Origin of the sequence: Pseudomonas sp. B21-035, assembly GCF_024748945.1 — a bacterium.
Classification (GTDB): Bacteria; Pseudomonadota; Gammaproteobacteria; order Pseudomonadales; family Pseudomonadaceae; genus Aquipseudomonas.
Map to the genome: position 1 here is coordinate 5,148,995 of NZ_CP087179.1, position 22,288 is coordinate 5,171,282.

Consider the following 22,288-nt stretch of genomic DNA (forward strand, 5'->3'; position numbering starts at 1 on the left):
CAGGTGAATCCTATGCCAAGCGATCATACCGGCAGCGTGCCGGCAGGCTCTTCTGTCGACTTCGAAAAAGTCGGCTCCGACTATTTCCAACAACGTGAACTGAAAAAGGGCGCCGCCGGCTGGGTATTGCTGGTGGGCCTGGGCGTTGCCTACGTGATTTCCGGCGACTATGCCGGCTGGAACTTCGGCCTGGCCCAGGGTGGCTGGGGCGGCATGTTCCTCGCCACCTTGCTGATGGCGACCATGTACCTGTGCATGTGCTTCTCGCTGGCCGAGCTGTCGTCGATGATCCCTACCGCCGGTGGTGGCTACGGTTTTGCCCGCAGCGCCTTCGGGCCCTGGGGCGGGTTTCTCACCGGCACGGCGATCCTCATCGAATACGCGATTGCCCCGGCGGCCATTGCCGTGTTCATCGGCGCCTACTGCCAGTCGCTGTTCGGCATCGGCGGCTGGATGATCTACCTGGCCTTCTACATCATCTTCATCGGCATCCACATTTTTGGGGTCGGTGAAGCGCTCAAGCTGATGTTCATCATCACCGCCGTGGCCGCCATTGCCCTGGGCGTGTTCCTGGTGGCGATGGTGCCGCACTTCGACGTCAACAACCTGTTCGATATTGCCCAGACCGACGCCGTCGGCGCCAGCAGCTTCCTGCCGTTCGGCTATGTCGGGGTATGGGCGGCGATCCCTTACGCGATCTGGTTCTTCCTCGCCGTCGAAGGTGTGCCGCTGGCTGCCGAAGAAACCAAGAACCCCAAGCGCGACCTGCCCCGCGGCCTGATCGGCGCCATGCTGGTGCTGCTGGCCTTTGCCCTGCTGATCCTGGTGGTCGGACCGGGTGGTGCCGGTGCCGAGGCGCTCAAAGCCTCCGGTAACCCGTTGGTGGAGGCGCTGTCGAAAGCCTACGGCGGTTCGACCTGGATGGGCGGTTTCGTCAACCTGGTGGGCCTGGCCGGCCTGATCGCCAGCTTTTTCTCGATTATCTACGCCTATTCGCGGCAGATTTTTGCTTTGTCGCGTGCCGGCTACTTGCCACGCAAGCTCTCGGAAACCAATAAGAGCAAAGCGCCGGTACTGGCCCTGGTGATCCCCGGGATCATCGGCTTTGGCCTGTCGCTGACCGGCCAGGGCGACCTGCTGATCCTGGTCGCGGTGTTCGGCGCTACGCTGTCTTATGTACTGATGATGGCCGCGCACATCACCCTGCGCATCCGTCGGCCGAAAATGGAGCGGCCGTATCGCACCCCGGGCGGCATCTTCACTTCGGGCGTGGCCCTGGTGCTGGCCTGCATCGCGGTGGTGGCGGGCTTTCTGGTCGACCCACGGGTAGTGATTGGCGCCGCGGCGATTTATGCGGTATTGATTGCCTACTTTGCTTTCTACAGCCGGCACCACCTGGTCGCCGGGACCCCGGAAGAAGAATTCGCCGCGATCCAGAAGGCCGAAGAGGCCCTGCACTGATCAACGCCACCTACGCCGCAGGCCAGCCCTGCGGCGTTCTGGAGAGTCTGTATGGCAAGTTTTGTTCACACGGCAGGCAACCAGACCTACCGTTTCGACAGCCTCAAGGAAGTCATGGCCAAGGCCAGCCCGGCGCGTTCGGGTGACTTTCTCGCCGGTGTCGCCGCCAGCAACGACGGCGAACGGGTGGCGGCGCAGATGGCCCTGGCCGACATCCCGCTCAAGCATTTTCTGACTGAAGCGCTGATCCCCTACGAAGACGATGAAGTCACCCGGCTGATCATCGACACCCATGATGCCAATGCCTTTGCCGCCGTCAGCCACCTGACCGTCGGCGGGCTGCGTGACTGGCTACTCAGCGAAGCCGCCGATGAAGACAGCCTGCGTGCCCTGGCCCCGGGGCTGACCCCGGAAATGGCTGCGGCCGTGTCGAAAATCATGCGCGTGCAGGACCTGGTGCTGGTGGCGCAGAAGATCCGCGTGGTCACCCGCTTTCGCGGCACCATGGGCCTGCGCGGGCGGCTTTCGACCCGCCTGCAGCCCAACCACCCGACCGACGAGCCGGCCGGGATTGCCGCGAGCATTCTCGACGGCCTGCTCTACGGCAACGGCGATGCAATGATCGGCATCAACCCGGCCACCGACAGCATTGCCTCGATCTGCGCCCTGCTGGAGATGCTCGACGCCATCATCCAGCGCTATGACATCCCCACCCAGGCCTGTGTGCTGACCCACGTGACCACCTCGATCGAGGCGATCAACCGCGGCGTGCCGCTGGACCTGGTGTTCCAGTCGATTGCCGGCACCGAAGCGGCCAACGCCAGCTTCGGCATCAACCTCAATGTGCTCAAGGAGGGTTACGACGCAGGTCTGAGCCTCAACCGCGGCACCCTCGGGCAGAACCTGATGTACTTCGAGACCGGCCAGGGCAGCGCCCTCTCGGCCAACGCCCACCATGGCGTCGACCAGCAGACCTGCGAAACCCGCGCCTACGCCGTGGCCCGTCACTTCAAGCCGTTTCTGGTCAACACCGTGGTCGGCTTCATCGGCCCGGAGTACCTGTACAACGGCAAGCAGATCATTCGCGCCGGGCTTGAAGACCACTTCTGCGGCAAGTTGCTGGGCGTGCCCATGGGCTGCGACATCTGCTACACCAACCATGCCGAAGCCGACCAGGACGACATGGACATGCTCCTGACCCTGCTGGGTGTGGCCGGTATCAACTTCATCATGGGCATCCCCGGCTCCGACGACATCATGCTCAACTACCAGACCACTTCATTCCATGATGCGCTCTACGCCCGCCAGACCCTGGGCCTCAAGCCTGCGCCGGAGTTCGAAAGCTGGCTGGCGCGCATGGGTATCTTCACCCAGGCCGACGGCCGGGTGCGTTTCGGTGACAACCTGCCACCGGCCTTCCGCCAGGCCCTGGCGCAACTGGGATAAGCGAGTCGACTATGGCCAATACTCCCCAACACGACAACAGCGCCAATCCCTGGCTGGAACTGCGCCGCCTGACCCCGGCGCGCATCGCCCTGGGCCGCACCGGCACCAGCCTGCCGACCGGCGCCCAGCTGGACTTTCAGTTCGCCCACGCCCAGGCCCGCGACGCCGTGCACCTGGCCTTCGACCATGCCGGCCTGCGCCAGCAATTGAGCGAGCGCGGACGTGAAAGCCTGCTGCTGCACAGCGCCGCCGCCGATCGTCACAGCTACCTGCAACGCCCCGATCTGGGGCGCCGCCTGCACGAAGATTCAGCACAACGGCTGCGCGAACACGCCCAGGCCAACCCCGGCGGCGTCGATTTGGCCATCGTCGTTGCCGACGGCCTCTCGGCCCTGGCCGTGCATCGCCATACCCTGCCGTTTCTCGCCCGCCTGGAAGAACAGAGCGCCGCCGACGGCTGGTCGACCTCTCCGGTGGTGTTGGTCGAACAAGGCCGGGTGGCGGTGGCCGATGAAGTGGGCGAGCTGCTCGGGGCGAAAATGACCGTGATCCTGATCGGCGAACGCCCGGGCTTGAGCTCGCCGGACAGCCTCGGGCTGTACTTCACCTACAACCCCAAGGTCGGCCTCACCGACGCCTACCGCAACTGCATCTCCAACGTGCGCCTGGAAGGCCTGAGCTACGGCATGGCCGCCCACCGCCTGCTGTACCTGATGCGCGAGGCCTGTCGGCGGCAGTTGTCGGGGGTCAATCTGAAGGATGAAGCCCAGGTGCAAACCCTTGAGTCAGACACCGATACGCCGAAAAGCGGAAATTTCCTGTTGAGTAAACCTTGAGATCGTAGATTGCGCTTTCTAATTGCTTTCAGGCAGCATCTGCCAAGGCTGCCGGCGATTCGCCGCAAACTCCCATGGACCCTGAGGCCTGCTTATGCGAATCATCAAAGCAACCCTGGAACATCTGGACCTGCTTGCCCCGCTGTTCGTCAAATACCGCGAGTTCTACGGCCAGCTGCCCTACCCGGATTCCTCGCGCTCGTTCCTGAAAAAACGCCTGGAACGTGGCGAGTCGACCATCTACCTGGCCCTGCCGGACGATGACGACAGCAAACTGATGGGCTTTTGCCAGCTCTACCCGAGCTTCTCGTCGCTGTCGCTCAAGCGCGTGTGGATCCTCAACGACATCTACGTCGCCGAAGACTCCCGACGCATGCTGGTGGCCGACCACCTGATGCGCGAAGCCAAGAAGCTGGCCAAGGAAACCAACGCCGTGCGCCTGCGGGTATCGACCAGCAGCGACAACGAAGTGGCGATGAAAACCTACGAGTCCATCGGTTTTCACGAAGACACCGAGTTCAAGAGCTACATCCTGCCTATCAACTCGGACTGATCCGGGCGCAACGGCAGGCGCGACGCCTGCCGTTCACATTCATTCGACATCCGCCGCTACAAACTGCGCAGGCACAATCTGTTCGTGGCCGTATAATGCGCCTCTTCATTGTGTGTGAAACTTTACCCATCTTCCGGGTAGCGACCGTCCGCATTCGCACTGCCAGCCATCGCAAGCCCGTCGCCCGGGTCAAGAACACAAGGTGCTGTACATGGATTTCAACCCGCTGGACCTTATTCTGCATCTCGACGCTTACCTGGACCTGTTGGTCAACAACTACGGCCCGTGGATCTACGCGATCCTGTTCCTGGTGATCTTTTGCGAGACCGGTCTGGTGGTCATGCCGTTCCTGCCGGGTGACTCCCTGCTGTTCATCGCCGGCGCCGTGGCCGCAGGCGGCGGTATGGACCCGGTGCTGCTCGGCGGCCTGCTGATGGCGGCGGCAATCCTGGGCGACAGCACCAATTACGTGATTGGCCGAACAGCAGGCGAACGCTTGTTCCGCAACCCCAACTCGAAGATCTTCCGCCGCGACTACCTGCAGCAGACCCACGACTTTTATGAGCGTCATGGCGGCAAGACCGTGACCCTGGCGCGCTTCCTGCCGATCCTGCGCACCTTTGCGCCGTTCGTCGCCGGCATCGCCAAAATGCACTACCCGCGTTTCGTCGGTTTCAGCGTCGCCGGCACCGTGCTCTGGGTAGGCGGCCTGGTCACCCTCGGCTACTTCTTCGGCAACGTGCCGTTCATCAAGCAGAACCTGTCGCTGATGATCGTCGCCATCATCCTGCTGTCGCTGGTGCCGATGATCATCGGCATCGTGCGCAGCCGCATGGGCCGCAACGAAGCCAAGGTTCACTAAGCCCGGTTTATGTGGTCGCTGAGCGCCTGGCGCCGTCGCCGCACCCTGGCCCGACACCCGCTCGACCCGCAGCGCTGGCAGCGGGTGCGCGAGCGCCTGCCGATGCTCGATGGCCTGAGCGAAGAAGAAGACCAATGGCTGCGTGAAGCCTGCGTATTGTTCCTCGATCACAAGCACCTGACCGCCCTGCCCGGGGTAGAGCTGGACGGCGAGCAGCGGCTGTTTCTTGCCGCCCAGGCGCAACTGCCGCTGCTGCACCTGGGCGAGCTGAACTGGTACCAGGGTTTTCACGAAATCATCCTCTACCCCGACGACTTCGTAAGCCCCCAGCGCCATCGCGACGCCAGCGGCATCGAGCACGAATGGGACGGCGAGCACAGCGGCGAAGCCTGGCAGCAGGGCCCGGTGATCCTGGCCTGGCCTGGCGTGCTGGCCAGTGGCGGCTGGGAAGGCTACAACCTGGTGATCCACGAACTGGCGCACAAGCTCGACATGCTCAATGGCGATGCCAACGGCCTGCCGCCGCTGCACAGTGACCTGCGCGTCAGCGACTGGGCCCAGGTCATGCAAGCGGCCTTTGACGACCTCAACGCCCAGCTCGACCGCAACCCCGACGCCGAAACCGCCATCGACCCCTATGCCGCGGAAAACCCGGCAGAATTCTTCGCCGTCACCTGCGAATACTTCTTCAGCGCCCCGGACCTGCTCAACGACGCCTACCCCGCGGTGTACCAGCAATTGCGCGGCTTCTACCGCCAGGACCCGCTGGCCCGCCTGCAGCAGTTGCAGCGCCACCACCCGCATTACCAGGACGCGCAGGACTGAGCCTGCCGGACATCCGCCCGGGCGTGGCAAGCGCGCTGGAATGTGCCTATAATCGCGACCAATTTTTGGCCAAACATGGGGGCACTGCCCAATGAGCTACAGCAAGATTCCGGCTGGCAAAGACCTGCCGAACGACATCTACGTCGCCATCGAGATTCCAGCCAACCACGCGCCGATCAAATACGAGATCGACAAGGACAGCGACTGCCTGTTCGTTGACCGTTTCATGGCTACCCCGATGTTCTACCCGGCCAACTACGGCTACATCCCCAACACCCTGGCCGACGACGGTGACCCCCTCGACGTGCTGGTTGTTACCCCGTACCCGGTAGCGCCAGGCTCGGTAATCCGCGCCCGTCCGGTCGGCATCCTGAACATGACCGACGACGGCGGCGGCGACGCCAAAGTCATCGCCGTACCGCACGACAAACTGTCGCAACTGTACGTCGACGTCAAAGAATACACCGACCTGCCAGCCCTGCTGATCCAGCAGATCGAGCACTTCTTCGCGAACTACAAAGATCTCGAGAAAGGCAAGTGGGTCAAGATCGAAGGCTGGGATGGCGCTGACGCCGCCCGCGCTGCGATCACCAAGTCGGTTGCCGCTTACAAAGGCTAAGCAAGCGCTTGAGCAAAAAGCCCCGCACACGCGGGGTTTTTTTATGTCTGGCTGAAAAAATTCCTACAGCATCCTAAGCCAACGCCTGTAAACCGATCACATTCCCCGGCAAAAGAAGAACTTTGCGTTTATTTCCCGCAGCCGATAAGCCCACTAAACTCGGGCCTCATGAATACATCCGGTGATCGTCTCAAAGCGCTCCTGAGCGAGTGCAACCTGTCCCCTTCCGACTTTGCCGCGCAGCGCAAGGTTACGCCGCAGCACGTCAACAACTGGTTCAAGCGCGGCGTGCCCCTGGCCCGGCTGGATGAAATCGCCGAACTGCTGTGCGTGCGCAGCCGCTGGCTGCGCAACGGCGAAGGCCCCAAGCACCCCAACCCCTTGCCGCGCCTCAACAGCCAGGCCGCCCGCCCAGGCGTTGAAGGCCCCGATGCCAGCGCGCTGGCGGCACACAGCTACAACGACATCCAGGTGCCGTTCTACAGCATCCAGACCCGCCAGCTAAAACCGGTCGAAGACCGTTACCTGCGCCTGCCGCTGCGTGCCCTCGACGCCGTCGGCGTCGACCCGGGCGATGCCCTGTGCCTGAGCATGCCCGGGCACAACATGAGCCCGCTGCTGCCACGCGGCACCACCCTGGCCGTCGACCGCAGCCTGACCCGGGTGGTCGAAGGCGAAATCTATGCCTTGCTGCACAACGGCCGCCTGCGCATCAACAGCCTCAGCCGCCGCGCCAACGGCGCCTTGCGCCTGCACAGCCAGGACAGCGACGAATACCCCACCGAAACCTACAGCCCGGCACAACTGAAAACCCAGCGTCTGGAAGTACTGGGCTGGGTATTCTGGTGGGGCCACCTGCGCGACAGCCGCCCGGGCTGAGCACCGGCCAGTGATTTTTTGCTGGGCATCGCCGGCCAATCCCAGTATGCTACGCCGCACATTTAGCCCGACGGCCCAGCCCGTCCGCGGCCCTGGCGCGGCACCCCACAGCTTGCCCGCCACCTCCCGGCCCCAGCGCCGGAGCAACGATTTTAAGGCGGTTGCGGCTTACCAAAAATTAGCCAAGCCCGTCCCCGGAAGCCGGCCACAAGCCGGCTTTTTAATGCCTGAAACATTCCCCTGCGCACACCTGAGCTGCCAAGCCTACACTTCGAGCCACACCGGGAAAAACTCGACTACTTTTACTCGGTCGTAACCTGTTCTCACTGGAGTGGTCATGAAATTCATCGGCATGCTCGATTCCCCCTACGTGCGCCGCGTCGCGGTATCGCTGGAGCTGTACGGCATCAGCTTCGAACACCAGGCGCTGTCGGTGTTTCGCAATTTTGCCGAGTTCGCCGCGATCAATCCGGTGGTCAAGGCGCCGAGCCTGGTGCTGGACGACGGCACGCTGCTGATGGATTCGACGCTGATTCTGGATTACTTCGAAGCCCTGGCCGTACCCGCCAAAAAGTTATTGCCACAAGACCCGCTGGCCCGCGCCAGCGATTTGCAGGTAATCGGCCTGGCGCTGGCGGCCAGTGAGAAGTCGGTGCAGATCTACTACGAGCACAACCTGCGCCCGCAAGAGAAGCTGCACACGCCCTGGCTGGAGCGGGTGACCGGGCAGTTGCAGGCGGCGTATGCGCGGCTCGACGGCTTGCTCGCCGAACAGCCGAGCAAGTGCCCCACCCTGCCCTTGAGCCAGGCAGAAATCACCACGGCGGTGGCCTGGTCGTTCACCCAGTACGTATGCGCCGAGGTGGTTGCGGCCAGCGACTATGCGCATGTGCAGCGTCTGGCGCAGAAGATCGAAGGGCATCCGGCGATGCTCAAGTACCCGATCGAATAGCGTCCGGCGCCAACCCCTCGCGCAGCATCTGCACGAAGGCATCCCGGGCCGGATGCCTTGCTGCCTGGGCATGCCAGTAGAAGGCGTTGCTGATGGCCTTGAGTTCGGCGAACTCATGGCCGCTCCAGCCGGCGCCCTTGCGGTATTGCTCGAAGATGCCCCTGGGCACCAGCGACACTCCGGCGCCAGCACTGACGCAACTGACGATGGCGCCATAGCTGGCAATGCCGACAATCGGCAGTTTTTGCCCCTGTTCGAGCAACCAGTGCTCCAGAGCCGCGCGGTATGGGCAACCTTCCGGCCACATGAAGATGGCCTTGCCCTGCAGGTCTTCAGCACCGCGAATCGGCCCCAGCGATTCAGGCGCGATCAGCACCAGGTCTTCCTGGTACATGGGCGTGCGCTTGAGCAACGGCCGCTCGACCTCCACTGCGACAATCGCCCCGTCGAGGCGATGGTTGAGCACGTCATCGAGCAGTTGCGACCAGGTGCCCGTGCTCAATTCCAGTGATACCTGCGGGAAGCGCGCATGGTATTCGGCCAGTAACCGCGGAAGCCGGCCACTGGCCGAGGACTCGATGGCGCCGATACGCAGGCGCCCGCTGGGCATGGCTTGCGGGCTCAGAGCGGCCTTCGAGGCTTCGACCAGGGCGAGCATCTGGGTGGCGTATTCAAGGAAGGTTTCGCCTGCCGGGCTGATCTTCAAACCGCGACCATGGCGAAAGAACAGCGCCACGCCCAGCTCTTGTTCAAGCGCCTTGATCCGCGCAGTGATGTTCGACGGCACGTAGTGCAACACCTCGGCCGCACGGGCGATGCTGCCGGTGTCGTAGACCGTCTTGAACATGCGAATCTGCATCAGCTCCATACATCACCCAAAGTGAACGATACGCTCAGTATAAGTCGATTGTGGTGAGCATAGGCCTTTCTGATACTGAAGCTCCCAGCCCCCCGGAGCCTCTTGCGATGCCACGCGCCCAATCCCTGAAAATCGTCCTGGCGACCCTGTTCGTGGTGCTGTGCTGGGCCTACTCACCCACGGGCATCCATATCGCCCTGCAAGGCTACGAACCGGGCCATCTGGCCTTGGCGCGGTTTATCGTGGCGTCGGTATTCATGGCCTTTGTCGCACTGTGGCGAGGGATCAGCCTGCCCCGGCTCAAGGACTTGCCGCTGTTGATGCTGCTCGGTTTTTTCGCAGTGTTTGCCCACCATGTGGCGATCAACTTCGGCCAGCGCGGGATCAGTGCCGGGGCATCCAGTGTGCTGGCGCAATCCACACCATTGTTCAGCCTGTTGATCGGCTGTTTTGTTCTGCGTCAGAAGGCCAGCGCCTGGCACTGGGGCTGCCTGGTGCTGGGCATGCTTGGCGCGGCGATGGTGGTTGCCGGGGATCACGGGCCAGGCGCACTGAACGCCCACGGCCTGCTGGTGCTGTTGGCCGCGCTGTCGTGGAGTATCTACTTCACCCTGCAGAAACTTCATGGCCATCGGTACGACGGCCTGACCATGGTCTGCTACACCATCTGGGCCGGCACCGCCTTGCTGCTGGTGTATCTGCCGGGCCTGGCCGGCGCCGTGAAGGCCGCGCCACTGCAGGCAGACCTGGCGGTGTTGATGCTGGGCGTATTTCCCAGCGCCCTGGCCTACCTGGGCTGGGCCTTTGTACTGAGCCACACGCAGGTCAGCCGGGCAACCATGGCGCTGTACCTGATCCCGCCCTGCGCCATGCTGATCGCGGCCTCGCTGCTCGGCGAGCAGCCTTCGCTGATGGTGATAGTCGCAGCGGTGGTCGTGTTGATCAGTGTGCTGGCCTTGAACATTCCATCACGGCGGCGCATTCAACGGCCTGAACAGTTGCACCAATAGCCGGCCAAGTATGTAGAACAGTGGTACCGCGAACAGCAGGCTGAACAGCACGATGTTCATCGCTTCACCGGCAATGACCTGCGGATCGCAACTGATCGGCCCGCTATTACCGCGCCCAAGGCGGATACACCCGGACTTGGGGTGGGCCGTCCAGTACGCCGCCGCGATGCACAAGCCGACCATCACTGAAAGCAGCAGCATCACCACCTGATCGCTGCCGCTTATCTGCAACCGTCGCCAGCGTTCTCTCACGCGCAGCTTCAGCATGCCGCGCTCTGAATCACGTCCTTGTTCATGCTCAACTCCTTTGCGTAACGGCGCACCGTCAGGCCGCCTCGGCAAATTTCACCTTGAAGTAATCCAGCAGGGTTTTGCCCCGGTAAAAAACCTCGCGTACCTCGGCACTTTCTTTGAGCAGCGCCTCACTGGGGAGCGCATGCTGATCTGCCGGCAAGGGCCGGGACCACTCCTGCACCGCTTTGGGGAACAGGGCCCTGGGGCGATTGTTGACCCAGTTGGAGATATGGCACGGCAAGGTCCAGCCACCGAACGCCTGGACGAACAGAAAGCCGAACACGTACTGCAGCCACGGGAAATTTTCCCGATAGCCGAGGCGCGCCATGTGGAAAAACGCCACCGTGCCCTCTTCGAATTCTTCTGACGGTGGCGCCGGCAAGGCTGCCGGGCCCTCTTCCATGTAGGCGCGAATCGCCTCCCACTCGGCCACTGCAGCGCGCAGGCTGCCGCAGGCCACAGTCAGCCAGAGGACGTTACCGCTGGCGGCGTCACGCAGGCCGATCATCAGTTTGAACTCGGGCAGCACCGCGTATTCGGTGACCAGTTTGCCGGCCGAGACACAGGCGATAACCTCTTCCCACGGCACATAATGGGGGGCTGCACCTTTCTTCGGCACCATCGCCACTTCGCGTCGCTGGCGGTTGAAACGGATCGGCGGCTGGACTCTGAGCTCGCGCACGGTCTTGCAGAAAATGAACACGTACATCAGCGCCAACGCGCCGATAAAGCCCCAGATCGGCGGCGAGGCGAGAAAGTCGAGAACACCCGACCAGAACGGCTCGTACTTGCGCCGTGCCCAGCCCGCGAGCAGCGCCGTCATCACAAAACTGGTGATCACGCCCATGACCGCGGCAATGCCGCAGCGGGCCATGAACTCGAAGTTGCCCCGGCCGATGCCGAAGTCCAGGTAGACCTCGTTGGCATCACGGTGCAGGAGCTGGTAGCTGTAGGCCTCGACGCCCGTGGGCAAGGGTTTGGGCGACAGGTAGACAATCTCGGTGCCAGAGACTTGCTCGAAGTCTCCGGCATGGGGCAGGCGTTGGTACTTACTGTCAGGCATGAAAACGGTCCGAGTCCTTTCGACAAGGAAGGCACGCCAAGGCGCGCCTCCTATGAATAACGCCGCACAGTATCGCGCAAATAGTCATCTAGCTGTTGCGTATCACCGCGCAGCCGCGGCAAGGCTGGTGAAGTTTCTGCACGCAGCAGCTCACTGTCGATGAACTGCTGCAGCACCACCCTTCGCGGCCCGTAATCGGCCTCGACCGCCTGGCGCTTGATGCGCAGCAATTCATCGATCTCGGAAAGCATCTGTGGCTCGTTCAAGGTGCCTGCCAAGAGGTCGGCAAAGGCCGTCGGCGGCATGCCCAGGCCCAGGTCGATCCAGCGCACCGCCAACAGCGAACGCAGCACGTAAAGGTACTTCTTGAAGCGCACCTGCTCGCCCTGGAGAAAGTCGCGGTGGTTCTTTTTCGCCATCGACAAGTAGTGATGCCGCGCCGCCCGGGCGCTGTAGAAGTTCAGCGCCAGCGCCCGCAGCGACTCGACCGCACCGGGCTCGGCGCGATACACCAGCGGCGAGCCGAGCCATTCGAGCAGGGTCGGGTTGGAGTTGCGCAGCAGCTTCAGGGTCTTGCGCAACTCCCAACCGCTGATGTCCAGCTCGTCGGTCAGCGGCCGTTCGATCACGTCGCGCGGCTCGTCGACACGCAGGTACCAGTCCTGGCGCGGGACGTAGATGAAGCGCACGTCGAAATCGCTGTCGGTGGAGGCAAAGCCCCAGGCACGGCTGCCGGATTCGCAGGCGTAGAGCACGCGCACATCGTGTTCAAGCTCGACCCGGCGCAATTCTTCAAGCACCCACTCGCGCATGGCGCCCGGCAGTGGGTGACGGTCTTCCTTGTTCATGGTGTATCCCTTCCTATCCCTTTACGCACACCACCTGACGCAGGGTGTGCACTACTTCCACCAGTTCGCGCTGGGCCTGCATCACCGCGTCGATGTCCTTGTAGGCCATGGGGATCTCGTCGATCACGTCCTTGTCCTTGCGGCATTCGACATGGGCAGTGGCGCGGCGCTGATCCTCAACGGTGAACGCCTGCTTGGCCCGGGTACGGCTCATCACCCGCCCGGCGCCATGGCTGCAGGAGCAGAACGCCTCTTCGTTGCCCAGGCCACGAACGATGAAACTCTTGGCGCCCATGGAGCCGGGAATAATCCCCAGCTCGCCCTTTTGCGCCGACACTGCGCCCTTGCGGGTGACCAGCACGTCGTGGCCAAAGTGATGCTCGCGCTGCACATAGTTGTGGTGGCAGTTGACCGCTTCGAGGTTGGCCTCAAAGGGTTTGCCGAGCACCTTGCGTGTAGCGGCGATCACCGCGTGCATCATCAGCGCACGGTTCTGCCGGGCGAAATCCTGAGCCCACTCCACCGCCTCGACGTAGTCGGCAAAGTGCCGGCTGCCTTCTTCGAAATAGGCCAGGTTGCGGTCCGGCAGGTTGGCGATGTGCTGGCGCATGTCGGCCTGGGCCAGTTCAATGAACAGGTTGCCGATGGCATTGCCGACCCCGCGTGAACCGCTGTGCAACATGAACCAGACGCGGTTGGCTTCATCCAGGCAAACCTCGATGAAATGATTGCCGCCGCCGAGGGTGCCCAGGTGCTGGCGGTTGTTGGTTTTCTCAAGCTTCGGGTACTTGTCGGTGATCGCCTTGAAGCGCGCCGCCAGGTCGTGCCAGGCACGGTCGGCCATGGCCGGCACGCTGTCCCAGGCGCCCTGGTCGCGGCGGCCGAAGGTCTTGCCGTGGGGCACAGCCTTTTCGATCGCCGAGCGCAGGCCGTGCAGGTTGTCCGGCAGGTCGCTGGCGGTCAGCGAGGTGCGCGCGGCAATCATGCCGCAGCCGATGTCGACGCCAACCGCCGCCGGGATGATCGCGCCCAGGGTCGGGATCACGCTGCCGATGGTCGAGCCCTTGCCCAGGTGCACATCGGGCATCACCGCCAGGTGCTTGAAGATGAACGGCATCTTCGCGGTGTTCAGCAGTTGCTCACGGGCGCCCTCGTCCACCGGGACGCCGTCGGTCCAGAGCTTGATCGGCTTGCCGCCGGCCACTTCGAGTATGTTCATGTCGGTACTTCCATTTTTATCTGTTGCTGCCGGGCTGCTTGAGCCCGGCAACGCTCATCCGGCCTTGATGCTGACCAGTCCATTCAACACCTGATCCAGGCCGCCGAACACCGAAATCCGGTCGATGCGCTCGGCCACCCGCTCCAGGGTCTCCAGTTCCTTCAGGCGCAGGGCCGTCGGGTTGTCTTCCATGACTTTGGCGGTGTTGAGCAGCGATCGGGTCGCCGAGGTCTCTTCACGGCGGCGGATGACGTTGGCTTGCGCCGCTTTCTCTGCCTCCACCACCTGCGCCAGCAGGGTTTTCATCTCGCCTGGGAGGATAATGTCGCGCACCCCCAGGCCGCTGACTTCGATGCCGCTGCCAGCGAGTTTTTCCTGCAGGTACTGGCTGACCGAATCGTCGATCAACTGCTTGTTTTCCAACAGCTCATCGAGGGTGCGGGTACCCACCGCCGCCCGCAGGCCGAACTGCACCTCGCGGTACAGATGCTCCAGCGGTTTGCTCAACTGCGCGAACGCACCGAGCACATCGCTGTAGCGCCAGTTGGCCGCAAGATTCAGGCGCAGGCTGACCTTGTCGCGGGTGAGAATTTCCTGCCCGCTGATTTCCATGGCCTGGATCCGCATGTCGACCAACTCGACACTCACCTGACGGTTGAAGCGCCAGAAGCCGTACTGCCCGGCACCCAGCAACTCTTCCACCACGCCATCGACCTTCAATACACCGACATGGAACGCCGGCACCGCCGCCAGCAACACCGCATCCAGCCCGGCCAGGCTGCGACCGCGCAGTTTAGGCTGGTTGAGCTGGGCTACCAGGGCGCTATCCAGGCGATAGGTCTGGCTCAGGTCGATGCGCTGCAGGGTCTGCGCGCTCTGGCCCTTCCAGTACAGCTGGCGGCTGCCCGGAGCCAGCAATTCGACCAGGGCACCGTCCTCAAAACGCAGGCCGGCTTCGTTTTCCGCCAGGTCCATGCGCTCGAAATACTGCTCGACCAAGGCCGGCTCGCTCTGACGCAGGTAGCCCGCCAGGCGATGTTCGAACAGCGAAGTATTGAGGCTGAAGGTTTCTACCGTCAGCCGGTTGTGCAGGTCGAAACGCTTGTGCACGCCAGGTTCGAGGATCGACACAAAGTCGCCTTCGCAGAACAGCAGGCCGCGTTCGTTCTTTTTCACGATAAAGCGTTTCAACAGTTTCATCTTGATCATCCTGTGCAATTAAGTCCTTGGTGCCGGTGTTGCCAAAGCGCCGAGCGTTGCGGGCGTGGCCCGGAGGAGGCAGTTGCCGGGACTTCCTGTCCACTGACCGCATCCTGCGGTGCGGCAACTGCCTTGCTCCGGGCCCGGCCGGCAAGCCGGGCAAATCGGCGGTGGGCGTGTGCGCTCCGTGCGCACCTTGCAGCCTTGCCTGGCTACGCCCCACCGGCGGGTACAACATTCGAATACCTTGGAGGGTATGTAAGGTTCGAGTCAGGCCTCGAGACCAGCGTCTCCGTGAGGAGCCACGCTATCGACTGCACGTTGCGGCGGCGGCATGCACGACACCTACACCAGGGGTGGGCTCGTGCACCGGCGGGGACATAAACCCCGTCCCGTTGGCCAGCTTGGCGATGCGGTCGGGGAAGAGATTGCGAGGGGCGTGCCAGGTTTTGAATCAGGTCCGATATTAATTTTTAACTTGTTGATTTATAAGGTTTTTATTTTTACCAACAGAAAGCCACGACTTTTCTCAGCCTACACCAGACAATATTTTTATATATTATGGGATACATATTTATCTATTGAGCTAAACAGCAATGAGCAAGCGCAGCGTCGCCATCGGCTTTCTCGGCACCACCCTGGATCGCAACGGCAAAGGCGCGGCGCGCTGGCAGCGCTGGCGGCCGACCATCAGCCTGTGCCAGCAGGCACAAACCCCCATCGACCGCCTGGAGCTGATCCACGGCACCAGCGCTCGCGACCTGGGCCTGGCCGAGCGCATTCGCGAAGATATCCAGAGCATCTCGCCGCACACCGAGGTGCGTTTGCAGCCGATGGTTCTGCGTAACCCTTGGGACTTCGAGGAGGTCTATGGCGCGCTGCACGACTTTGCCAGCGCCTACCCCTTCGATACCGAGCACGAGGACTACCTGGTGCATATCACCACCGGTACCCACGTGGCGCAGATCTGCTGGTTCCTGCTGACCGAGGCGCGCTACCTGCCGGCGCGGCTGATCCAGACCTCGCCAGCGCGCGGCAAGGAAGACATCGCCGACCCGGCCGGCACCAGCACGCTGATTGACCTCGACCTGTCGCGCTATGACCACATCGCATCGCGCTTTCAGCGCGAACAGGCCGACAGCCTGAATTTTCTCAAGGCCGGCATCGCTACCCGCAACGCCGCCTTCAACCGCTCCATCGAGCAGATCGAGCGGGTGGCGCTGCGCTCACGGGCACCGATGCTGCTGGTCGGCCCGACCGGCGCTGGCAAGTCGTTCCTGGCTCGGCGCATCTATGAGCTCAAGCGCGGCCGCCATCAGCTGGAGGGACGCTTCGTTGAAGTGAACTGCGCCACCCTGCGCGGCGACGGCGCCATGTCGACACTGTTTGGCCATAGCAAAGGCGCCTTCACCGGCGCCCAGAACGCCCGCGAAGGTCTACTGCGCGCCGCCGATGGCGGCATGTTGTTCCTTGATGAAATCGGCGAACTGGGCGCTGATGAACAAGCCATGCTGCTCAAGGCCATCGAAGAAAAACGCTTCTTCCCGCTGGGCTCGGACCGTGAGGTAGAGAGCGACTTCCAGCTGATCGCCGGCACCCACCGCGACCTGCGCAGCCGGGTCGCCGAAGGGCTGTTTCGCGAAGACCTGTACGCGCGCATCAACCTCTGGACCTTCGCCCTGCCAGGCCTGGCAGGGCGCCGCGAAGACATCGAGCCGAACATCGATTTCGAACTGCAGCGCCATGCCCGCGAACAGAACCGCCAGGTGCGCTTCAACCTCGAAGCCAAGCGCCGCTACCTGGCCTTTGCCAACTCGCCGCAAGCGCGCTGGACCGGTAACTTTCGCGAGCTGTCGGCGTCGATCACGCGCATGGCCACCCTCGCCGACAGCGGCCGTATCGACGAGCCGCTGGTACTGGAAGAAATCGAGCGCCTGCAACACGCCTGGGGCCTGGAGCAAGGTGCCGACCCACTCGACGCCTTGCTCGGCGACCAGGCCCTTGACCAGTTCGACCGTCTGCAACTGCAGGCGGTACTCAAGGTGTGCGGCAACGCCCGCACACTGTCCGAGGCCGGGCGCCAGTTGTTCGATGTCTCGCGCCTGGAAAAAGAAAAGCCCAATGACGCCGACCGTTTGCGCAAATACCTGGCACGCTTTGGCCTGGACTGGAATCAACTCAAGGGCTGAACAGGGTGCTAGAATCCGCGCCCTCTTCGGCCGCACCTGGCCGAGCACTACCGAAAAAGGACTCTCGGCCATGTCATTGCTGACAGCGACCCGCCTGCACCTCTGCTCCTTCGGCCTGCTGGCCGGCCTCAGCCTCACCGCAACCACTGCTTTCGCCGACGAGGCCACCGACCAGGCCCTGCACAAAGGCCGCTGGCAAGGCATGGCCGCCATGGCCAACCTGTACCTCAACAACGCCACCCCGGCCGAGTTCATGGATGCCGGTGACAAAGAGAAGAGCGAGCACGACAACTATGCCGGCGCCCTGGCCTTCTACCTGACCGCCGCCCGCCTCGACCCGAAGAACGCCTTCGCCGCGTACCAGGCCGCTGCCGCGCTGTCGTCCATGGACAGCCCGGAACTGGCCGCGCAATACCTCGACGAGGCCCGCGAGCGCGGCTTCTGGCAAGCGGTGATCCTCAAGGAAGACGACGAACTGGAGCCGATGAAAAACGACCCGGCCTACCAGAAGCTGCTGCAAGCGGCCGAGAAGAACTACCCGACCCAGGCCAAGGACGCCGGCCTCGCCGCCTTCAGCATCCCTGAAGGCAAGGCCCCGGCTGGCGGCTGGCCGGTGGTGGTGTGGCTGGCAGGCTTTGGCACCGAAGGCGTCAAGGGCACCAACATGCGCGCCGACCTGGTCGGCGACAAGGCCGTGCTGGTGGCCCTGAACGGTACCCTCAAGCGCGACGAGCATCAGTTCATGTGGCAGCAACAGTCGGTCGAGCCGACCGAACAAGCGGTGGCCGCAGCGCTGAAGAAGCTGGAAAAAGACACCCGCATCGACCGCTCGAAAGTCGCCCTGATCGGCTTCTCCCAGGGTGCTGAACACGCCGCCCACCTGATCGCCCAGTACCCGCAGAACTACAGCGGTGCGGTGCTGCTGTCGCCGGGCGGCTTCAAGATCCCGTTCACCGTGCAGAAGGCCAAGGACAAGCGCCTGGTCGTGGTCCACGGCGCTCAGGAGCATGAAAGCAACCTGCAACTGACCGCCACCACCGAAAAAGCTTTCGCCAGCAACAACAAGGTGCAGAGCCACGAACACCCTGAAGGCCACACCTTCCAGGACGACTGGCGCAAGGCCTACCCAGGCTACCTGGACTACGCCCTGGGCCTTTGAGTGCGCGCCAGGCAGCCCCGGAAAGCACCTGAGAAATAATCTGTTCGAGAAAATTTACAGCCCTGCAGACAGCTACTAAGGTGAATGCAGAGGAATGAACCGCGACTGATTCAAGGCAGTCGCATCGTGCTGAGCGGGGGCGGTTGCACGCCCCCGGGTTTGCCTCTGTTAAGGGGCGGGAAGACGACTTCATGGGGCGCCGCAAGCCAACCCTGAGTCGTCCCCGCCTCTACTTTTTTCTGCCCTACTTCAAGCCCAGCTGGTTGCGCAGAAACTCGTGCAGGCCGGCCGCGCTTTTCTTGTAGCCATCAGCCGTCAGGTGCACCAGATCACCACGGGCCAGGCCCGACGCCTGCCAGCCGACAATCGAGCACTGCCCGCCCATGTACGCCTGCCAATCCCAGAACAGCGCATTGGCCTGATTGGCCGCCTGGCGCTGGATGCGGATCACCTGGGCCAGTTGCTGCGGCTGGCGCGCACTGCAGCTACGAGCCTTGCGCTGCTTGATCGAGTCCGGCGGGCCGACCAACAATATCACCGCGCGCGGCAGATCCTGGCGCAGGCGCTTGAGGGTGTTGCGCAGTTGCGTCTGGTACAGGCCAAGATCAAGGGTGTCATCGAAGGCTTCGTTGGTGCCGTAGGCGAGAATCACCAGGTCCGGGCGCAGGGTCTTGAGGTTGTCCTGCCAGCCGGCCTGCCATTTATCCTGCACTTCCAGGCGCGCGCCATTGATGCCCAGCGCCGAGTAGATCACCCCGGCATTCTTCTGGCCCTGGATATACCAGCCACCCAGCAGCGTGCCCGGGCGGTTGCTGACGCTCAGGTCCAGCGGCAGAGCCAGGTTGCTGACTTGCGGGCCGAAGCGCCACTGCCCGCCGGTGGCCGCCAGCAGGCGCTGGTTGCGCCCACGGCCATCGCGCAGCACCAGGGTGCTGTTTTCCCGCGCCTGGTACAGCGCCTGCACCCGATAGCGTTGCGCCGTAGGCTCGCGGGCTTCGATGCGCACGCTGGGGTTGGCCGCCATCGGCACCGACAGGTAACCGCCAAGCGGGAATTGCGTGCTCTGCTGGTTGCGCGCCGACACCAGCTCCCACTGGCGCTTGGCGGTTTTCAGGATCACCTGGTCGTAGCGGGTGCCGGGCACCGGCGTGGCGGCAATCAGGCCGATACCGCCATCGCCATAACGCGCCTGCAGCAGGCGGCGCATCTCGCCGCTGAAGAGGTCGGCAGCGGTGTGCGAATCGCCGAACTGGATGATGTTGACCGGTGCGCGGTTGGCGTTCTTGAACTTGCCCGCCAGTACCGCCAGGTTGCCATCGACGCGGCTGGCCGGGGCCTTGGCCGCCGTATTGGCAGGCTTGGCCGAGGTGTTGACCGCCGCCACCGGGCTACAGCCCGGCAACGCGCAGATCAGCAGGGCCAACCCCAGAATGTTGTGCAGTCGAGGCATCAGTGTCCCGTTACAGTGAGGCCGGGAAAGGCGATCAACGAGAGAATCCGTTCCGAGATCAGCTTCTGTCCGGTGGTAGTGAAATGGATGCCGTCATCGACCCGGGTCTTGATCCGTTTGCCCTGAGCGTTCTGCAAGGTATAGGAGAAACTGTCGTCGTTGTAACCCAGGACCGGGTTGGCCGAAACGTAATGCTGCTGATACAGGCCGGTCTGTTGCTCGTACAGCCCGCTCAGGTAAGCCATGGCCGTAGACAGCTTGGGCTTTTGCATGTTCGGCGGCCCGACCCAGATCACCTGCACATTGTGCTCACGGGCCTGGTCGAGGATCGAGTCGATACGCTGGCGATAGGTGACTTCCCACTCCGGCGACTTGAAGCGCAAAAACGGCTTGCCCTTGCCCTGGGGCATGTCCCACGGGTCGTTGGGGCCGAGGAAGATCACCATCAGGCGGATGTTCGGCTCGCTTTCCAGGGTCTTGGCCACAGTCTGCGGCCAGTTGAAGAAACCGGGATAGGCAAGGCCGGTGCTCTGCTTGCTGAGGTTGACGCTCTTGATCTGGTAACGCTTGCGCAGGCTGTTGGCCAGGTGCGGAGCGACGCCCTGCATCAGTGAGTCGCCGACCAGGAAGACTTCGTCACCCGCCGCCAGGGACACCACGGTGCCGGCTTGCAAAGGTGCCTGGGCAACTTGCGCTGCGGGTTGCGGCACTGGCGTAGCCACTGTTGCCGGCACACGCGCAGACGTTGTCGCAACCTTGACTGGCACCGGGTGAGCCGCAACCGGCGGCTTGTCCAGGTGCACCGGGACCACAGGAATCGGCGCTGGCAGCTCCACGGTGTCGTTGGTCTCAACCTTGGCCACCAGCACCTGCTCGCTGCGTTTTTCCAGGCTGTCGATAAAGCTGTCGCGAGCATCGCCCAGGGCATGGGTGAGGTTGCCACCCATGCGCCAGGCCGGGCTCTGGCCAAGTACCGGCAGCTCGCAGCTCTGGTGATACTTCTGCTGGCAATACAGGCTGATCGAATCCTGGTTCAGCCAGAACAGCAACAGCGTGGTGATGACAACGGCGTAGAAAGCCTTGGCCGCGCCCAGTTGCGACGACAGCAAACGACCGGCATTAGAAGCTTGCATAGATGAACCCCGGTACGCCCGATTGCGAAGCAAAAATGACCAAGGAAATGAACAACCCCAGCGGTATTGGATACAGCTGCCAGGGCAAGCGCGTGGTGGTAGCAAAGAACTGGCGCAGCAGCACCAGCAACTGCGGGTAGACGGCGACATACAACACGCTCGCCAGCAACAGCAGGCCGGTACTGGAGAACAATCCATCCAGGCTCAAGCCGCCGATACCGGCGAGCATGTCCATGGCTTCATCAAGGCTGGCGCTACGGAAGAAGATCCAGGCGAAGGCCACGTAGTGGAAGGTCAGCAGGCGCGCCGCCAGGCCGGCGCCCGGCCAGCGCATCGGCTGCGGCAGGATGTAGGTCGAAGCCTTGTACAGCGCCAGGCCAATACCATGCAGCGCCCCCCAGATGATGAAGTTGATGCTCGCCCCGTGCCACAGGCCGGAAATCAGCATCGCCAGCAGCATGTTCAGGTTGCCGCGCCACACCCCCTGGCGATTGCCGCCCAGCGGAATGTAGACATAGTCGCGAATGAACAGCGACAGGCTGATGTGCCAGCGGCCCCAGAACTCCTTGAGGTTGTGCGCGGCATAAGGCGCATTGAAGTTGTCGGGCAGGCGAAAGCCCAGCAGCAAGGCAATGCCGGTGACCAGGTTGGTGTAACCGCTGAAGTTGAAATAAATCAGAAAGCTGTAGCCATACACGCTCAGCAGTATCTGCTCGGGCGAATAGCTGCCCGGCGTCTCGAACACCGGGTCAACCCACTCACTGGCCAGCCAGGCACTGCAGAAGAACAGCTTGACCACCGCCAGGGCAATCAACCCCAGGGCCCGTTGCGGCTCCAGCACTTCACGGATAGTACTCGTGCGAATCTGCGGCAGCATGTGGCTGGCGCGGTTGACCGGGCCGGCGATCAGACTGGGGAAGAACGCCAGGTACAGGGCCAGGTCGAACGGCGAAGCCGAGGGCATCTCGCGGCGGTTGATCGACACCAGGTAGCTGACCGAGTGAAAGGCGTAGAACGACAGGCCGATCGGCACCAGCACTTCCAGCACCGGCAGCGACACGTCCAGCCCGGCACTGGCCAGGGCGCCCTGCACGCCGCCGACAAAGAACTCCTGGTACTTGAACAGGTAGAAACAGCCCAGCACCAGCAGCAACACCAACAAATAGCTGAAGCGCCGCCCGGGATAACGCTCACCGACCAGGCCGAGCAGATACACCAGGGCGCTGTAGCCCAGCAGGATGTACAGGGAGTTGAAGCTGAAACTGGCCACCAGGCCGTAACTGGCGGCCAGCAGCAGGACGTTCTGCAAGCGAACGCTCCAGCACAGGCTCCAGTAAACGATGAAAAACAGTGTGAAGCAGAGGCCGAACTCGATCGAAAGGAAGCTCACAACGTAGTCCATTACGTGACAACAGAAATAGGAGGCGTTAC

General features: G+C 62.9%; 21 protein-coding genes. 12 read left to right on the forward strand and 9 right to left on the reverse strand.

Annotated features, from left to right (window positions below):
- Positions 1 to 12 precede the first annotated feature (12 nt).
- From eat to LOY22_RS23570, 9 genes are all read left to right on the forward strand, one after another.
- The gene (eat, locus tag LOY22_RS23530) at positions 13 to 1,461 is read left to right on the forward strand and encodes an ethanolamine permease (protein WP_045199911.1); all 1,449 of its coding nucleotides are present in this window, start codon (positions 13 to 15) and stop codon (positions 1,459 to 1,461) included.
- Between the two features lie 51 nt (positions 1,462 to 1,512).
- Positions 1,513 to 2,907 (forward strand): ethanolamine ammonia-lyase subunit EutB, encoded by a 1,395-nt coding sequence (locus tag LOY22_RS23535; RefSeq protein WP_045199913.1) that lies wholly within the window; start codon positions 1,513 to 1,515, stop codon positions 2,905 to 2,907.
- Between the two features lie 11 nt (positions 2,908 to 2,918).
- Positions 2,919 to 3,743: an ethanolamine ammonia-lyase subunit EutC gene (eutC, locus tag LOY22_RS23540; protein WP_093379147.1), complete on the forward strand. Its 825-nt coding sequence runs from the start codon at positions 2,919 to 2,921 to the stop codon at positions 3,741 to 3,743.
- Between the two features lie 94 nt (positions 3,744 to 3,837).
- Positions 3,838 to 4,296, forward strand: coding sequence for an N-acetyltransferase (locus LOY22_RS23545; protein WP_093379143.1), 459 nt, complete (start codon positions 3,838 to 3,840; stop codon positions 4,294 to 4,296).
- Positions 4,297 to 4,507: 211 nt separating this feature from the next.
- A complete protein-coding gene (locus LOY22_RS23550) occupies positions 4,508 to 5,158 on the forward strand; it encodes a DedA family protein (protein ID WP_258595032.1) in 651 nt (216 codons plus the stop codon).
- Between the two features lie 9 nt (positions 5,159 to 5,167).
- Complete coding sequence (locus tag LOY22_RS23555) at positions 5,168 to 5,983, forward strand: zinc-dependent peptidase (RefSeq protein WP_093379141.1); 816 nt, start codon at positions 5,168 to 5,170, stop codon at positions 5,981 to 5,983.
- Between the two features lie 91 nt (positions 5,984 to 6,074).
- Positions 6,075 to 6,602 (forward strand): inorganic diphosphatase, encoded by a 528-nt coding sequence (gene ppa, locus LOY22_RS23560; RefSeq protein ID WP_007933577.1) that lies wholly within the window; start codon positions 6,075 to 6,077, stop codon positions 6,600 to 6,602.
- A 168-nt stretch (positions 6,603 to 6,770) separates the two neighbouring features.
- Positions 6,771 to 7,481, forward strand: coding sequence for an XRE family transcriptional regulator (locus LOY22_RS23565; RefSeq protein WP_093379139.1), 711 nt, complete (start codon positions 6,771 to 6,773; stop codon positions 7,479 to 7,481).
- Positions 7,482 to 7,818: 337 nt separating this feature from the next.
- On the forward strand, positions 7,819 to 8,433 hold the full coding sequence (locus LOY22_RS23570; RefSeq protein ID WP_258595036.1) for a glutathione S-transferase family protein: 615 nt from the start codon (positions 7,819 to 7,821) through the stop codon (positions 8,431 to 8,433).
- Here the strand turns inward: LOY22_RS23570 and LOY22_RS23575 are convergent.
- The gene (locus LOY22_RS23575; protein WP_258595038.1) at positions 8,414 to 9,301 is read right to left on the reverse strand and encodes a LysR family transcriptional regulator; all 888 of its coding nucleotides are present in this window, start codon (positions 9,299 to 9,301) and stop codon (positions 8,414 to 8,416) included. The two genes, LOY22_RS23570 and LOY22_RS23575, sit on opposite strands and share 20 nt — an antisense overlap.
- A 98-nt stretch (positions 9,302 to 9,399) precedes the next feature.
- Between LOY22_RS23575 and LOY22_RS23580 the strand changes: the two genes are divergently transcribed.
- Complete coding sequence (locus LOY22_RS23580; RefSeq protein ID WP_195885123.1) at positions 9,400 to 10,302, forward strand: DMT family transporter; 903 nt, start codon at positions 9,400 to 9,402, stop codon at positions 10,300 to 10,302.
- On the opposite strand, the gene LOY22_RS23585 is transcribed toward LOY22_RS23580, so the two are convergent.
- Genes LOY22_RS23585 through LOY22_RS23605 form a run of 5 tightly spaced genes read right to left on the reverse strand, consistent with a single transcriptional unit; the run spans position 10,261 to position 14,926 of the window.
- Positions 10,261 to 10,569: a hypothetical protein gene (locus LOY22_RS23585; protein ID WP_258595040.1), complete on the reverse strand. Its 309-nt coding sequence runs from the start codon at positions 10,567 to 10,569 to the stop codon at positions 10,261 to 10,263. The genes LOY22_RS23580 and LOY22_RS23585 overlap by 42 nt on opposite strands.
- Positions 10,570 to 10,627: 58 nt before the next feature.
- The gene (locus LOY22_RS23590; protein WP_093379088.1) at positions 10,628 to 11,659 is read right to left on the reverse strand and encodes a hypothetical protein; all 1,032 of its coding nucleotides are present in this window, start codon (positions 11,657 to 11,659) and stop codon (positions 10,628 to 10,630) included.
- Between the two features lie 50 nt (positions 11,660 to 11,709).
- Positions 11,710 to 12,507, reverse strand: a complete 798-nt coding sequence (locus tag LOY22_RS23595) for a nucleotidyltransferase domain-containing protein (protein ID WP_258595044.1) — start codon at positions 12,505 to 12,507, stop codon at positions 11,710 to 11,712.
- Between the two features lie 13 nt (positions 12,508 to 12,520).
- Positions 12,521 to 13,726: an RtcB family protein gene (locus LOY22_RS23600; RefSeq protein WP_093379082.1), complete on the reverse strand. Its 1,206-nt coding sequence runs from the start codon at positions 13,724 to 13,726 to the stop codon at positions 12,521 to 12,523.
- A 54-nt stretch (positions 13,727 to 13,780) separates the two neighbouring features.
- Positions 13,781 to 14,926: a slipin family protein gene (locus tag LOY22_RS23605; RefSeq protein WP_093387259.1), complete on the reverse strand. Its 1,146-nt coding sequence runs from the start codon at positions 14,924 to 14,926 to the stop codon at positions 13,781 to 13,783.
- Between the two features lie 596 nt (positions 14,927 to 15,522).
- Here LOY22_RS23605 and rtcR point away from each other — a divergent pair.
- Positions 15,523 to 17,115: an RNA repair transcriptional activator RtcR gene (gene rtcR, locus LOY22_RS23610; protein ID WP_258595046.1), complete on the forward strand. Its 1,593-nt coding sequence runs from the start codon at positions 15,523 to 15,525 to the stop codon at positions 17,113 to 17,115.
- 70 nt (positions 17,116 to 17,185) lie between these two features.
- The gene (locus LOY22_RS23615) at positions 17,186 to 18,274 is read left to right on the forward strand and encodes an alpha/beta hydrolase (protein ID WP_093379076.1); all 1,089 of its coding nucleotides are present in this window, start codon (positions 17,186 to 17,188) and stop codon (positions 18,272 to 18,274) included.
- Between the two features lie 244 nt (positions 18,275 to 18,518).
- Here the strand turns inward: LOY22_RS23615 and LOY22_RS23620 are convergent, their stop codons facing one another.
- Genes LOY22_RS23620 through LOY22_RS23630 form a run of 3 tightly spaced genes read right to left on the reverse strand, consistent with a single transcriptional unit; the run spans position 18,519 to position 22,247 of the window.
- Positions 18,519 to 19,724, reverse strand: a complete 1,206-nt coding sequence (locus LOY22_RS23620) for an SGNH/GDSL hydrolase family protein (RefSeq protein WP_258595048.1) — start codon at positions 19,722 to 19,724, stop codon at positions 18,519 to 18,521.
- Positions 19,724 to 20,857 carry a DUF459 domain-containing protein gene (locus LOY22_RS23625; RefSeq protein ID WP_258595050.1) on the reverse strand — a complete coding sequence of 378 codons (1,134 nt, stop codon included), beginning with the start codon at positions 20,855 to 20,857 and terminating at the stop codon, positions 19,724 to 19,726. Before LOY22_RS23625 ends, LOY22_RS23620 begins: the two co-directional genes overlap by 1 nt.
- The gene (locus tag LOY22_RS23630; protein ID WP_045199950.1) at positions 20,844 to 22,247 is read right to left on the reverse strand and encodes an MBOAT family protein; all 1,404 of its coding nucleotides are present in this window, start codon (positions 22,245 to 22,247) and stop codon (positions 20,844 to 20,846) included. The genes LOY22_RS23625 and LOY22_RS23630 overlap by 14 nt, the downstream gene beginning before the upstream one ends.
- Between the last annotated feature and the right edge of the window lie 41 nt (positions 22,248 to 22,288).